The following is a 15,374-nucleotide window of genomic DNA, read 5'->3' as shown; positions in this document are numbered from 1 at the left end:
TGTGGAAAATTGCCTAAAGATTGCCTCAAAGTTAATTCTGCCATTAAGATCGGCGAATATTCCCACTGTAGCAACCCTGTTCTTGTGTTTTTAAGTCTATGTCCCAAAAAATTTCTCCATCACCAACGCCTACCTCGTTACAAACACTGGTGTCTAACGAACGGGAATTCTCCTGGAAAGTAGCCTCTAATTTATTTGTTAGTTTTAAATATGCCTGGGCTGGAATCAGCTATAGTTTTCAAACTCAACGTAATTTTCGCATCCACGTAAGTGTTTGTGCAATGGCGATCGCTTTAAGCGTTTTTTTGCATCTGCAAGCGGTAGAGATCGCGGTAATTGGTATAACTAGTGGTTTAGTTTTGGCATTAGAGTTACTAAATACAGCGATCGAGTCCGTTGTGGACTTAAGCGTTAAGCAGACATACCATGATTTGGCAAAAATTGCTAAAGATTGTGCGGCTGGTGCAGTGCTTGTCTCTGCTTTCGTAGCGATGTTAGTGGCAGGTACGCTATTGCTTCCTCCTCTGGTAACGTTAATTATATCGGCTTTGTAGACGTGATTTGCGTAGGCGAGCATTTACCGCAGGCATTGCCAAGTGACTCACTAAGAGAATCACACTCTGTCCGAATCTCCTTTGCAGAATATATTTAAAAATTAAATCGTGCGATGTCTACGACGGGCTACGCCAAGGTGCCAAGCATCCTGGCTAAAGGATTACTTGGTAATCTTTAAAAAGTGGCCGCAGAGTAGCCGCTTTATACTTACGCGTCTACGTCAGCGTTATTTTTATACCTAATACCAATTCAAAAAATGTTTGCGACAGATAAGGCATTTAGGATGAAATCATAACCAGTCAAAGAAGCAGCAATTTTAGGAGTCAGTTCAGCTAGAAGTTGAGCAACCTTGGTTGGCAGAATGCCAATACCCTACAACCTCTCCAAGGTCATACAGCTTGGGTTATGAGAATAGCTTTTAGTCCCGACGGTAAAAGGCTTGCTTCTGGCAGTGGAGATGGAACCGTTAAGCTTTGGAAACTTGATGGTACGGAAATAACGACCCTGAGAGGACATACCGCAGCGATTAGGCAAATTGCAATCAGCCGCGATGGAAGTGTTTTAACTTCAGGGGGTGATGATAACACGCTCATTCTTTGGAGCTTGCCCCAAATTCTCAAGCTAGATGCACTGACTTATGGTTGCAAGTTGGTGCAGGATTATCTGAAAACTAACACAGCAGTTGAGAAAGGCGAAACTCCTGCACAGTCGCTGCGCGATCGCTCACTCTGCGATCGCTCTCAGAACTATTAGAAATTTTCTTAATAGAAATAAAGATTGCTTCCTCATATCATGTCCGCCAAATTACCCATAATAAAAGAACCCCACCCCCAACCCCTCCCCGCAGGCGGGGAGGGGAGACAAAGCACAGCTTTGGCGGGGTGGGGTTCTTCGGATTTAATAAGCAATCAAGCGGACATGATATCATCCCCATTTTTTATCTTTCTATTTCATCTATTTCTTTTGGAACCTCCGCAGTTAAAATCTCATGTCCCCCAGGTGTAACTAACACATCATCTTCAATACGAATACCAATGCCAACCCATCGAGGATCAGTCTCTGGCTGGTCTTCTGCTAGTTTGGTATCTGGCACAATATATAGTCCCGGTTCCACTGTCAAAATTTGACCTGGTTGTAAAATCTGTGGTTTGTCTTCACCATGCTGGTAAACACCTACATCATGGACATCCAAACCTAACCAATGACTGGTACGATGCATATAATATGGCTTGTATTTCTCTTCTTCAATTAACTTATCAATTTCACCTTTGAGAATGCCAAGTTCGACTAAACCTTCCGTGAGAACGCGCACTGCTGTATCGTGAACTAATTTGAAGGGATTACCTGGTTGCACTTGAGCGATCGCTTGTTTTTGTGCCTCTAAAACAATTTCATACAGCGTTTTTTGTTCTGGCGTAAACTTATTCCCCACAGGAAATGTCCGGGTAATATCAGAATTGTAATAACCGTAAGCACAACCGGCATCAATTAGCAGTAATTCTCCATCCTGCATTTGACGATTATTTTCAATGTAATGTAGTACGCAAGCATTTACACCAGAAGCCACAATCGAAGGATAAGCAGGCCCTAACCCACCCCGCACTCGAAAGATCCGTTCCATCTCCGCCTGTATTTCGTACTCATAACGTCCAGGTGCGGCGATTTCTTGGGCATAATTGTGTGCTTCAGTTGCGATCGCAGCTGCTTGACGCATCAATTCCACCTCAGCTTCGCTTTTGATCAATCTCATGCTGTTGAGGACAGGGCCGGTATCTTCAATAGCGATCGGTCCTGTTCCCCGCTTCGGATAAGTCCGCAGTAAACTTTGGTAATGTTTCAGGATTTGATCGTTAAAATTGCGATCGCGTCCTAAGTGATAATAAATCCGGCTAGCTTTTTCTAAATACTGCGGCAACTTTTCATCTAACTCACTAATCGGGTACGCTTCATCAGCACCATAAATTTCCTTGGCTGCATCTACTCCACAAAGATAACCAGTCCATACTTCCTTTTCGCGATCCTTCGGTTGGACAAACAGCACAAACCGATGTTCTGCATGATGCGGCGCTAACACTGCTACTGCTTGTGGTTCATTAAAACCAGTCAAGTAAAAAAAATCACTATCTTGCCGATAAACATACTCGACATCGTTGTGCATCACTGCCATTGGCGCACTGCGAAAAATGGCTGTTCCATCACCAATTTTTGCCATTAATTGTTCGCGACGCTGCCGATATTCTGCTTGCATAGTTGATGTACTTTTAAACAGTATTGTATTATTTTACACTTTTAACAAATAATAGATGCACAGATGATGCCTCTTAATAGTTGCTAATCTAAGTTATTCTAACCAATATTTGTTTCCACTCAAGGGATAAATTATTGGAGAATAATCAATTATCTCGAAAGACTCAGTTTTCCTAATTTTTAAACAATTCAGAAATCTTGTTTTTATCAAAAGATTTAGGATATTCATGAAGTTAAATAAGTTTTAAACGTTTATTTTATACAAATTTTGGTAGTTCATACATTTAACAACACATAGTAAAAAATATGTCTAATAAAACCATAATAAAAAAAGTTCTCGCTTATGTAACCAAGAAAAATAAATTAATGGTATTTACACATACTGATTTTCCTGAAGCTGGCATGCAAGTACCTGCTGGTACAGTTGAAGAAGGCGAGGAGCCATCTGAAGCTGTACTGCGAGAAATTTATGAAGAATCTGGTGTTAAGGGAGTTCAGATTATTGAGTTATTAGGTATTTATCAATACAACATGACTCCCTATCGGGATGAAGTTCAAGAACGTTATGTTTATCATCTCGAATTAACTCAGTCTACACCATCTACTTGGCGGCATTGGGAAATACATCCAAGTACCAGCAAAAACCCTATAGCCTTCGATTTTTATTGGGTTAAATTGGATAGCTCAAATTTAGGACTAGCCGATGTCAAGGTTATTTTTTATCTAAGCTTGTTGACAAAATAAAAAATAGTGGATCTTCAGCTAATACTTAAAAACGTGCCAAAAAAGTAAAGGTAATATTAGGCAAATTCATTAGGAATAATATAGCGATCGCTTCTATTTTAATTAAGTCTGTCTAATTCAACATAAAATAAATTTCTGATTCGTAGGTAGATTTTTGATACAAGCTTCAAATGTCAAAGAAAATCGATAAAGTAATCATTTTTATCTATAAATAACATATATAAATTACAAAACATATTTTGGAAATGCTTATATAGAACTTGAAAATTTTAGAATAATAGTTTAAAAAACAAATATTTATCTTCAAAGAGTGATGTTAATAAATAAAAAATGGTTATAAAGAAATATTGAAATCCGGATAAATGTTATTTCGTTACAGAAAGAGATTGCAAAAAAAAGTTAAAAAAATATGACAGCCAATAATAAAAATTCACCATGCCTGAAAATCAAAATTCCTCACCCTTAGCTTTGAATACATCTCGATTAGCATCAGATTCTTTTGCAAAATCAGAAATCTTGACAACTTCTCTTAAGAGTTTAAATTATGATTTGGGGTTTGGAAATAAGAGTTCTTCACTAGCACTAGAAAGTCAACCAGTGACTGCGCCTGTTAAAACGTCAGCAAATCCCAACCCTAATCCTTACTTAACTAGTGCGGCAATTACTCCTGACTTTAACGGTGATGGTAAAACAGACAAAGTTTGGGTCAATTCTACAACCGGTGAGATTATCATTCGGTTGATGGATGGAACAACAGTTGTCGAACAAGGTTCTTTAGGTCAATTTGACCTATCCGCCTATGATTACAAAATTGCTGACTTCAATGCTGATGGCAAAACCGACTTCTTATTACGCAATAAGACAACCGGTGAAAATAGCGTTGTCCTGATGGATGGCACCAGAGTTGGTAGTGCGGCTGCTCTAAGTAGCGTTGATCCAGCCTGGAGTCCTCAGATTGGAGATTTCAACGGCGATCGCAAAACCGATATCTTCTGGCACAATAGTCAAACCGGTGAGAACGCTATTTGGGAGATGGATGGCACCACAGTTCTGAATGCAACTGTTTTAGACACTACAGACGCAGCATATACTCCTACCATTGTTGATTTCGATGGCAATGGCAAGAGTGACATCTTCTGGCGCAATCAGACAACTGGCGATAACGTCGCTTGGTTTATGGATGGTACGCAAAAGACTGACTTTGCTCTACAATCACAAGATGCCGCTTGGACTTCTAGCCTTGGTGATTTCAACGGCGACTTTAAGACAGACATTCTGTGGAGAAACGCTCAAACAGGTGAGAACAAGGTTTGGACGATGAATGGTATCTTAGTCACCGAGGGTGCTTTGGGGACACTTGACTCATCCTGGACTTCCAAAATTGGTGACTTCAACGGTGATGGCAAGACCGATATCTTCTGGCACAATGGAACCACAGGCGCGAACACCGCTTGGTTGATGGATGGTACAACAGTTGCAACTGAAGCTTTCTTACCAGCTAATAACGCGGCCTTGACACCATCCCTTGGCGATTTCAACGGCGATGGCAAGACTGATATCTACTGGCGCGATCAGACAGCAGGTACAGACAACATTTGGACTATAAATGAAACGACAGCAGTTGAGACTCCGATCAGCGATGCAGATAAGCTAGGCCCAGAGTGGTATACGTTCTAAAATCTAGGGTCATTCGGCATAAGGCATGGAGAAGAGACAAAAAAGACAAGGAAAAGGGGGGAGATAAGGGAAAGATTTTCAATAATTCCCTCTTCTCCTCCTTACCCCTCTCATCTCTCTCATCTCCCTCATTCCCTACTGCTCAAAACTTGTAACTCAAAACCTGAATTTCTCCCTTTTCCGGCAATTTACCAGGGCTAATGGAAATACTATCGCCATTGCTACGCCGCACTGTCATCCCTTGCATCAAGGTCAGAAAATTATCCAATGGCGAAATATCGCACTTAGCAGCATCAGCAGCTTGTGTGCGGTAATGAGTCGGAATCACCAACTTGGGATTTAAAACTTGAACAGCCTGCTTTGCTTCCTCAGCATTGTAGGCTTTTGCACTGCCTCCCACTGGAATAAATGCTACATCGGGACGCCCCATCAAGATTTTTTGCTCAATAGAAATGGGTGCAGCAGCCCCGCCTAAGTGTAGGATATTAATTCCGCCTTGCTTCCAACTCCAAGCAGTATTTGAGCCAAACTGCTTACCACCTTTGCGATCGTGGTCTATGGCAACTCCTTGGAATTTAATGCTTTTAAATTCATAAACTCCTGGTTCATAGATGAGTTTTGCATTTCCCGGTAGTACATCCACAGCACCTTCATCCAGTAGTTGGCTGCTAATCAGTACCAAATCTGCTGCAACTTTTGGCGGACGATACCCAGCAGTACAGCCGACTGTCCGAAACGGATTGACGAGAACTTTTGCACCACCGCCAGTAAAAAGAAAGCAAGTATGACCCAACCACTGAACTGATAAACCGCTAGATTGTGCGTCAGCTTGAGATTCAGAACCCAAAGTAGTAACCAAAGCTGTGGCCAACCCCGCCCCAGCATAGCCCATCAACTGTCGTCGTTTCATTAATTATGCTCTTGACTGTAACTGTTCCAGAAAATTTCGCAATAACTGTTTTCCTGAAGATGTCAGGACACTCTCTGGGTGAAACTGGACGCCCTGAATGTGAGGATAGTTCCGGTGTCGCACTCCCATAATGGTGTTATCTTCAACCCAAGCGGTGATTTCTAACACATCTGGGCAAGTCTCACGTTCGATTACCAAACTATGATACCTGGTGGCAATTAGAGGATTTTCTAATCCCCGGAAAACCCCCACTCCAGTGTGAGACACCTGAGAGGTTTTGCCATGCATCAACTCTGGAGCAGGAATTATTTTACCACCGAACACTTGACCAATGCTTTGATGTCCCAAACAGACACCCAAAATTGGTAACTCTTGTCCTAGCTGTTCAATCAATTCTAAAGAAATGCCGGCATCTTCCGGGCGACCAGGCCCAGGAGAAATAACCACAGCTTCCGGCTTTAATGCCCGAATCTCATCTATGGATATCTTGTCGTTACGAAAAACTTTAATATCATCTGCCACTGGGAACTCTGATACCAATTCTCCCAGGTACTGCACTAAGTTATATGTAAAACTATCGTAATTGTCGATCACTATAATCAAAGCTTGTGACTCCTGGTTGTTACCACTCATCAGTTGCAAAAAGCATAAATAAGTATCTCATGCTATTTGTTCGTTATACCAATTTGAAAAAAGAATGCGAAGGCAAAAAAGTTCGTAGTGGTGCGTTTAGCCCATTTCCAGTTCTGAGTAAAGAAGTTAGATTCTCAACTTCTTTACTCAGCACTACTACCCCAGTCTCTAATCTCTAGTCCCCATCAGCCTAACCAATTAATTTCTGCCAGCTAGCAGGTCCGATAATTCCATCGGCATCTAAACCATTTTGCTTTTGAAAGTTCTTAACTACAACCTCTGTTTGCGGCCCGTAGACGCCATCATTCTCAACACCTAAACGGTATTGTAAGTATCTGACAACTGCACCACCAGCATGGTTTGGTCTGATAATTCGTTTTGCTAAAATTAGATTTATGGCATTCCATGTAGTTGCGTCAGCAATTCCAGTCGGCTTAAATCCGACAATAGTCTGAAATTTTTCTACAGCAGATTTGGTGTTAGCTCCTGTGAAGCCATCTTCCACTAAAGCCTTACCATTTTTATCAGTTATTTTTAGTCTATTTAAGGATTTTTGCAGTCTGAGAATAGTCTCATCTATATTCTCCTCTTCATCTGGTACAGGGTTAATAGGGGCACTTGGCAGTTTACCAGTTAAGCCTTTGACAATTGCATTAGCCATTGCTTCAGGATTAAAAAGATTCATATCTTTTTGCGAATCGAGGAAGCAACATTCTATCAAGATAGCAGGCATATCTGTATTTTTCAGAACATACAAGTGAGAACCACTCTTAACGCCACGATTAAAAAATCCTAACTTAATGATTTCATCCAATACAGGTTTAGCAATTTTTCTACCTCTATCACTAGTTGCAAATACTTCTGTGCCATTAGCTTGCTTGTTAAAAGCATTAAAATGAATCGAAACGAAAATATCTACTTTACTGGCATTAGCTGTAGAACATCTTTTTGAGAGTGAGTCACGGACTGTATTAGCACTACTTGGTCTACATACTACGACTTCATTTCCTAAAGCTCTTAACTTGGCTATAACTCTATTACCTACATCTAGAGTTAAATTATCCTCGAATTTAATACCTCTAGCTCCTGTATCTGGTGGACAATTGTGCCCGGTATCAATTCCAAATTTCATTATTTCATCCTCAATTTACTTGTTTTTACACTATTTCAAAACTCTTATAATTATATAGACAAAGTTTAGTTAATAGCTTTGTAAAAATACTTGTTAGCAATAACTGCATTATTTCCAGCATTCCTACGCTATTAAACCAAATAAGTTTTTCTGCGAAGCTGAACAGCAAATTTTATTTGGTAAAATTCACTAATTCAAAACTATATTGTAACCAAAAACACAACTATTATAAGTTATCAATATCGAGAATAACCAGTAAAATTTTGCAATAAATTGAAATCTAGCAATTGCCTCCATTATTTAGATAATAACGCTTTGTAAAAGTGGAAAGCCATAACAAATGTACTTAGTTAGATGCCCAAATCTCTAAACTGAACGCACCCCCTGATGTGAAGCTGGGTTGATCAGGTCGTAAACCCTTGACAGACTCTACCATTGGCTTCTTGTTAACCCTGAGCAGCTTAACACATAATGCTTTACAGTATTAATGAATACGCGTTCGCCCTTGGCGTTGGCGGAGCCATCGCTTCTAGACACCTTTGCGAGATTTATCAGATAAACTGCTCAAGAAACGAGGCTCAACATGGGATCTTTAAATTTTGTGAAGCTACTGGAGAATTCCATCAATGAACCCGGCTTAGGGTGGACTCTCTGCTTTATAGGGGAAGATCAATCTAGCAAACTTGCAGAACTCACGCAAGAATTGAGAGGAGAATTTTCGGCGACAGGTGATGGTAAAGAGATTTTATCTGGTTTTTCCTATTGGGGAATCGGCCCAACGATCGCCTGGGATCATGCCTGTAACGATCGCTTCTATCTCGTGATGAAAGAGAGTATAGAGTCTTTTAAATATCGATGGCATCAAATTAATACAAATAATATCAAAGATCAAAAATATCATTATGTAAGTTTAGGCGTAGGCACGGGTGAAAAAGATCAACACATTTTAAGTTTATTGATTAACACAAATCCCGATTTACTCTACTTTCCAGTTGATATGAGTTCGGAGATGTTAAGGCTAGGTGTGCAACAAGCAACGAGAGGATCGCAATTGCAAGGTAGCCATGTATTGCCAATTCAAGTTGATTTCTCAATTGAGAGAAATGTTGACGAGTTACGGAAACTATTAGATAGAGTTATCAATAACAGTCCGGTGCTATTTTCGTTATTGGGGAACACATTAGCTAATTTTCAACAAGACACAGACCTGTTGCAAACTCTTTCTAAACTAATGCGACGTGAAGATAGGTTACTCCTTGAAGTAGCGACTACCGAAGAATTAAGCGAAGAAGCGGCACAAAATGCAGCGAAAGAATACGCAAAAACTAGATCCTTTAAAGAGTTTGTTACCAGTGCATTGCTGCAAAATACTGACTTACATATCGATTTAAATAGTGTATTTTTTGATGGTGCCGTAGAAACTGATAGAGGAATTTTGATAAAAATCCTCTATCGTAACCTAAGTGGAAATAAAATTGAGGTCATGCTACCTGACCGATCAGTAATAAATTTTGAAGACCAAGATACGATTCGTTTATATCTGACTCGGAAATATACTTCTAATGGCATCGATCAAATTATATCAAACAGTAATTTGGTGCTTGTTGATAAGCTACACACAGTATTGGAACCACGTTTAAAGAATGGGTTTGGCATGGATTTAATCTTACTTGCCTCTGACTCTTCAGGAATTAAGAATAATTCTTCTGTAGCGAATGATATATGGTCTAAACGGTAAGATGTGAGATAAGTATGAAAAACCTAGTGACCTTGATCACGTTTTTCCCTCTACTTCTGGGATTTATTCTAGCCGGCGTCTGGTGGACTCAGGGAGGAAGTTTTGAGTCACTACTAACAGGTTTGGGATTATTAGCAACAATTACCGGTATTTTTGGCGAACGATGGGCATCAGCTAACGAAAAGAGGAAAGAATTTCTGCGTGCCTTACTGAATGAGTGCAGATCGAATGAGGTAATTCTATCTGATAGCCGCTTCAACCCCAACTCGCATAAGCCGGGACGACCGATAGTCTTTCCACGATTAATTATATCTGTCACCGAAACAGCGATCGCATCTAATGTCTTTGCAGAACGTCAAGATAGAGAGTTGTTTTCGCTTATACATCAATGGCGGCATACTGCCAATGAATTTAACCGGAGATTAGATATTACCGAGTTACGCACATTCACAAACCTGTCACCACAAGAAATTCGTTCACTATATGAAGCGCTACAGGAATCGAAAGAGTTCAATGATGCACTTAATTTGACTCAACACATCACAACTTTTTTGAAATCGAAATATTCACAAGGCAGCGGTGATAGTGAAGTCCTAACTCCTTCAAGGAACTACTGATATCATGTTCGCTTGATTACTTATTAAATCCGAAGAACCCCACCCCGCCAAAGCTACGCTTCGTCTCCCCTCCCGAAGAGCGGGGAGGGGATTAAGGGGAGCCAGTGCGGTCTTGGGGTCTCCCCAAGTGGAGCATCTGGCGTGTGGGGTGCAATGACTGTGGAAATCATAACTAATTATGCGAACATGATATGACCGGAATCTGTGGGTAGATATTTAACAATCAGCCTGAAAGCACGTTTAAGATCAAAGTGAAGAAATATTTCGTAGCTTACAGGCATGAAACGCATCGTCTTGGTTGCTGGGTTTGAATCGTTCAACGCTGACTTGTATAGAAAAGCAGCTTTTTTGGCTAACTCTCGCTGTCCTGAGTTGGATATTCGGGTATTTAGCGATCGCGATCTTACCAACAAACGCACTGAGGTAGAAGCAGCACTTGATGGCGCTGATGTGTTTTTCGGTAGCCTACTATTTGATTATGACCAGGTTGTGTGGTTGCGCGATCGCATTTCCCAAATTCCCATCCGTTTGGTGTTTGAGTCAGCCTTGGAATTGATGAGTTTAACCAAGCTGGGTATATTTGCCATTGGCGACAAACCCAAAGGAATGCCCAAACCAGTTAAATTCATCCTCGACAAATTTAGCAACGGACGAGAAGAAGATAAACTCGCTGGTTACATCAGCTTCTTAAAAATTGGCCCCAAACTACTGAAATACGTCCCAGTGCAAAAAGTCCAAGACTTACGCAACTGGTTAATTATCTATGGTTACTGGAATGCTGGCGGCCCAGAAAACGTCGCTTCATTATTCTGGACACTGGCAGAAAAATACTTAGATTTAAAAGTCGGTGACATTCCCCCGCTAATTGAAACCCCCAACATCGGATTACTGCACCCCGACTATCAAGGGTTTTTTGAATCGCCCCGCGACTATTTAGAATGGTATAAAACCCGTTGTAGAGACGCGATTCATCGCGTCTCTACAAAACCCATTATCGGAATTCTCCTCTACCGCAAACACGTCATCACCAAACAACCCTACATTCCCCAACTGATTCGCAGTTTGGAAGAAGCTGGATTAACTCCTTTACCCATCTTCATCAACGGTGTAGAAGGACACGTGGCGGTACGAGATTTAATGACAACCGATTATGAAATTCAGCAACGACAACTAGGTAATATAGAGACTCCCTCACTATCAAGTGAAGCAGTAAAAGTAGATGCGATCGTCTCTACAATTGGCTTTCCTCTGGTGGGTGGCCCGGCTGGTTCAATGGAAGCTGGCCGTCAGATAGAAGTAGCAAAGCGCATCCTCACTGCCAAAAATGTACCTTATATTGTTGCCGCACCATTATTAATTCAAGATATTTCCTCGTGGACGCGCCAAGGTGTCGGCGGGTTGCAAAGTGTGGTGTTGTACGCGTTACCAGAATTGGATGGCGCTATTGATACCGTTCCCCTCGGTGGTTTAGTGGGCGAAAATATTTATCTGGTTCCCGAACGGGTGCAGCGATTAATAGGTAGGGTAAAAACTTGGGTGGCTTTGCGGCAAAAACCTGCATCGGAACGCAAGATTGCCATCATTTTATATGGGTTTCCTCCAGGTTATGGGGCTGTAGGTACTGCTGCATTATTAAATGTACCGCGTAGCTTGCTGAAGTTTCTCCATGCACTCAAAGAACAAGGTTACACCGTGGGAGATTTACCAGAAGATGGGGAAGAATTGATTCGCTGGGTGAAAGAAGCGGATGAATCTTTAGATGATACAAAAAATATCCCCGCGTCCGTTAGCGCCCGTACTCTAGAAAAATGGCTGGGATATCTGCAAACCTCCCGCATCGAAAAACAATGGAAATCTCTCACGGGCACTGGAATTAAAACATCCGGCGATGAATTTCAGATTGGCGGTGTGCAATTAGGAAATGTATGGATAGGTGTACAACCACCATTAGGGATACAAGGTGATCCCATGCGCTTAATGTTTGAGCGAGATTTAACACCACATCCCCAATATGCTGCTTATTATAAATGGCTGCAAAATGAGTTTGAAGCTGATGCTATCGTTCACTTTGGGATGCATGGAACGGTGGAATGGTTGCCTGGTTCTCCTTTGGGTAATACGGGTTATTCTTGGTCGGATATTCTGTTAGGAAACTTGCCTAATCTATATATATATGCGGCGAATAATCCTTCTGAATCAATGTTGGCAAAACGTCGCGGTTATGGTGTATTAATTTCCCATAATGTACCGCCTTATGGTCGCGCAGGTTTATATAAAGAATTGGTAGCATTGCGCGATTTGATTTCGGAGTATCGTGAAGGTCCGCAAAAGAATTATGTTTTGAAAGAAGGCATTTGTAAAAAAATTGTAGACTCTGGTTTAGATGCAGATTGTCCGTTTGAGGATGCTAAACGGTTGGGTATTGCGTTTACTCCCGAAAATATTCGGATGTTTAGCAGTCATGCTTTTGATGATTATTTGGTGGAGTTGTACGAATATTTACAAGTTTTAGAAAATCGGTTGTTTTCTTCTGGGTTGCATACGTTGGGGGAAGCACCTAATGAAGAGGAATTGGCTTCTTATTTGGAAGCTTATTTTGGGGAGAATCAAGAAGAAAGAGAAGGAGAAATAATCAAAGACTTGTTGATGCAATCTACAGATGAGTTAACAAATTTGTTGAGGGGATTGAATGGAGAATATATTCCGCCTGCGCCTGGTGGTGATTTGTTGCGGGATGGGGCTGGTGTTTTGCCGACTGGGAGAAATATTCATGCTTTAGATCCTTATCGGATGCCTTCACCTGCTGCTTATGAACGGGGACGAGAAATTGCTCAAAAAATTATCGCGCAGCATTTGGATGAACATGGCACATATCCAGAAACGGTGGCGGTGATGTTGTGGGGATTGGATGCGATTAAAACTAAGGGTGAATCTTTGGGGATTCTGTTGGAATTGGTGGGGGCTGAACCTGTTAAGGAAGGAACTGGCAGAATTGTTCGTTATGAATTAAAGTCGTTGGCGGAAGTTGGACATCCCCGAATTGATGTGTTGGGTAATTTGTCTGGAATTTTCCGAGATAGTTTTGTCAATATCATCGAATTGTTGGATGATTTATTTCAACGGGCGGCTGATGCTGATGAACCGGATGATCAGAATTTTATTAAAAGACACGCCTTAGCTTTGAAAGCCCAAGGGGTGGAAAATGCATCAGCGAGATTGTTTTCTAATCCGGCGGGTGATTTTGGTTCTTTGGTAAATGATAGAGTGGTTGATGGGAACTGGGAATCTGGCGAGGAGTTAGGCAATACTTGGCAAAGTCGCAATGTATTTAGCTACGGGAGAGAAGATAAAGGTCAAGCTAGACCGGAAATTTTGAATACATTATTAAAAACTAGCGATCGCATTGTTCAAGAAATCGATTCGGTAGAATACGGTTTAACTGATATTCAAGAATATTACGCCAATACGGGCGGTTTGAAAAAGGCAGCAGAAAAACAAAGCGGTAAGAAGGTTACAACCAGCTTTGTGGAAAGTTTCTCGAAAGATACTACACCGCGCAATTTAGATGATTTGCTGCGAATGGAGTATCGCACCAAGTTGGTAAATCCCAAATGGGCGCAAGCGATGGCGAATCAAGGTTCTGGTGGTGCGTTTGAAATTTCTCAACGGATGACAGCGTTGATTGGTTGGGGTGGTACTGCCGATTTTACCGATGATTGGGTTTATGACCAAGCCGCAGATACTTATGCGTTAGATGCAGAGATGGCGGAGAAATTACGCAAAGCAAATCCTGAAGCTTTCCGCAATATTTTAGGGAGAATGTTGGAGGCGCATGGGCGGGGTTTCTGGGAAGCTGATGGTGATAAGTTAGATAAGTTGCGTCAGTTGTATGAGTTAACGGATGAAGAGTTGGAAGGTGTGACGGTTTAGAAGGTAGATGCGTTAAAAGTTCAAATAAAAATTATTGTAGAGACGGCGGTTTATCGCGTCTTCACTTAACCGAACCGTATTGAAAGCGATGTCTACGACGGGCTACGCCTACGCTATTACGCTTGAAGCTGTAAAAATTTAAACCTTTGCAGCTAAGATTACTTCATGTATAAGAAAGGCTTAAGTTTTTCTGGCAAATGTATAAGCCCTTGCTGGAAAGGCTTAATACTTTGCAACAAATGTTCGTCCATGTATAAGAAAGGCTTAAGTTTCTCTGGCAAATATATCAGTCGTTGCTGCAATTGTTTAATGCTGTGCAACAAATGTTCTTCCATGTATAAGAAAGGCTTAAATCATTGCAGCAATTGTTGTAATGAAATTATGACTCTATTTAATACCTGAAATTAAATATATTCTAAGTGAAATTAACTAAATTTTGAGAAATGTAATTGCAACTGATTTGCTATATTTTCCCATGACAAGTAGAAATGTTTTGGTATAAAACAGTACTAATAACCTAGTAGCAGAGATGCATTATGGCACGTCGTAAAAGAAATTCCACCGCTTTAGAAAGAGCCGATCGCCGGATTGAAAGTTTACAATCTATCAGTATACAACTTGACTTTGGTGAAGGATTGACTATACAAGCTTACACGGTGGCAATTAACGATCTCCGGTCTAAGCTTGCTGCTTACAACACTGCATTATCTACCATTGACAAACTTACAGATGACGTGAATAACGCCGAAAAAGTTGTAATAGCGATGTCAGAACAAATGTTACTAGGAGTTGGCAGCCGTTACGGTAAAACCAGCTCAGAATACGAGATGGCGGGTGGTGCTAGACGAGGTAATACCAAGAAGAAGCGAAGCGTACTAGACAATTCCAAACCCACCAATTCTTTAGCAGCCGATTCTATGAAGCCTTCTTCTGCAAATGGATCTATGAATGGGGTGTCGGGTGCGATCGGGAGTTGAGTAAAATCCAATAGGGTTTAGTGTCAACTTAAGCTCAAACACTCAATTTAACTTGGTTTGAGATCCCCCAACCCCCTGAAAAAGGGGACACTAGTTTCCACCTTTTTAAGGCAAGGGTGTATACACAAGTCGAATTACCCCCCTTAATCCCCCCTTGTAAAGGCAGGGCTGTTTCATTCCCCAAAGAGCTTTAAAAATCAAGGGTTATAGCAAT

12 protein-coding genes are annotated in these 15,374 nt (G+C 41.1%); 8 read left to right on the top strand and 4 right to left on the bottom strand.

The window, feature by feature from the left end; genetic code table 11:
• The first annotated feature begins 98 nt into the window (after nucleotides 1-98).
• The gene (locus tag RMY27_RS18890; protein WP_322665791.1) at nucleotides 99-554 is read left to right on the top strand and encodes a diacylglycerol kinase family protein; all 456 of its coding nucleotides are present in this window, start codon (nucleotides 99-101) and stop codon (nucleotides 552-554) included.
• Between the two features lie 340 nt (nucleotides 555-894).
• On the top strand, nucleotides 895-1,308 hold the full coding sequence (locus RMY27_RS18885) for a hypothetical protein (protein WP_322665789.1): 414 nt from the start codon (nucleotides 895-897) through the stop codon (nucleotides 1,306-1,308).
• Between the two features lie 184 nt (nucleotides 1,309-1,492).
• Here the strand turns inward: RMY27_RS18885 and RMY27_RS18880 are convergent, their stop codons facing one another.
• Nucleotides 1,493-2,803: an aminopeptidase P N-terminal domain-containing protein gene (locus RMY27_RS18880; RefSeq protein ID WP_322665787.1), complete on the bottom strand. Its 1,311-nt coding sequence runs from the start codon at nucleotides 2,801-2,803 to the stop codon at nucleotides 1,493-1,495.
• Nucleotides 2,804-3,108: 305 nt separating this feature from the next.
• Between RMY27_RS18880 and RMY27_RS18875 the strand changes: the two genes are divergently transcribed.
• Nucleotides 3,109-3,546, top strand: a complete 438-nt coding sequence (locus RMY27_RS18875; protein ID WP_322665785.1) for an NUDIX hydrolase — start codon at nucleotides 3,109-3,111, stop codon at nucleotides 3,544-3,546.
• Between the two features lie 435 nt (nucleotides 3,547-3,981).
• Complete coding sequence (locus tag RMY27_RS18870; RefSeq protein WP_322665783.1) at nucleotides 3,982-5,223, top strand: VCBS repeat-containing protein; 1,242 nt, start codon at nucleotides 3,982-3,984, stop codon at nucleotides 5,221-5,223.
• A gap of 142 nt (nucleotides 5,224-5,365) precedes the next feature.
• On the opposite strand, the gene RMY27_RS18865 is transcribed toward RMY27_RS18870, so the two are convergent.
• From RMY27_RS18865 to RMY27_RS18855, 3 genes are all read right to left on the bottom strand, one after another.
• The gene (locus RMY27_RS18865) at nucleotides 5,366-6,133 is read right to left on the bottom strand and encodes an MBL fold metallo-hydrolase (protein ID WP_322665781.1); all 768 of its coding nucleotides are present in this window, start codon (nucleotides 6,131-6,133) and stop codon (nucleotides 5,366-5,368) included.
• Between the two features lie 3 nt (nucleotides 6,134-6,136).
• Complete coding sequence (locus RMY27_RS18860; RefSeq protein ID WP_322665779.1) at nucleotides 6,137-6,736, bottom strand: aminodeoxychorismate/anthranilate synthase component II; 600 nt, start codon at nucleotides 6,734-6,736, stop codon at nucleotides 6,137-6,139.
• Between the two features lie 220 nt (nucleotides 6,737-6,956).
• Nucleotides 6,957-7,898, bottom strand: a complete 942-nt coding sequence (locus RMY27_RS18855) for an N-acetylmuramoyl-L-alanine amidase (RefSeq protein WP_322665777.1) — start codon at nucleotides 7,896-7,898, stop codon at nucleotides 6,957-6,959.
• 583 nt (nucleotides 7,899-8,481) lie between these two features.
• Between RMY27_RS18855 and RMY27_RS18850 the strand changes: the two genes are divergently transcribed.
• The 4 genes from RMY27_RS18850 to RMY27_RS18835 all read left to right on the top strand — a co-directional run bounded on the left by RMY27_RS18850 (nucleotide 8,482) and on the right by RMY27_RS18835 (nucleotide 15,160).
• Nucleotides 8,482-9,636, top strand: coding sequence for an L-histidine N(alpha)-methyltransferase (locus tag RMY27_RS18850; RefSeq protein WP_322665775.1), 1,155 nt, complete (start codon nucleotides 8,482-8,484; stop codon nucleotides 9,634-9,636).
• 14 nt (nucleotides 9,637-9,650) lie between these two features.
• Entirely contained in the window at nucleotides 9,651-10,253 is a 603-nt protein-coding gene (locus RMY27_RS18845; protein WP_322665773.1) for a hypothetical protein, read from the top strand.
• 279 nt (nucleotides 10,254-10,532) lie between these two features.
• Nucleotides 10,533-14,183, top strand: coding sequence for a magnesium chelatase subunit H (bchH, locus tag RMY27_RS18840; RefSeq protein ID WP_322665771.1), 3,651 nt, complete (start codon nucleotides 10,533-10,535; stop codon nucleotides 14,181-14,183).
• Nucleotides 14,184-14,719: 536 nt separating this feature from the next.
• Nucleotides 14,720-15,160 (top strand): hypothetical protein, encoded by a 441-nt coding sequence (locus RMY27_RS18835; RefSeq protein WP_322665769.1) that lies wholly within the window; start codon nucleotides 14,720-14,722, stop codon nucleotides 15,158-15,160.
• The last annotated feature ends 214 nt before the right edge of the window (nucleotides 15,161-15,374 follow it).

Origin of the sequence: Nostoc sp. DedQUE09 (assembly GCF_034530915.1) — a bacterium.
Classification (GTDB): Bacteria; Cyanobacteriota; Cyanobacteriia; order Cyanobacteriales; family Nostocaceae; genus Nostoc.
Note: the sequence above shows the minus strand (reverse complement) of the source record. Positions and strands in the feature narration are given on the sequence as shown.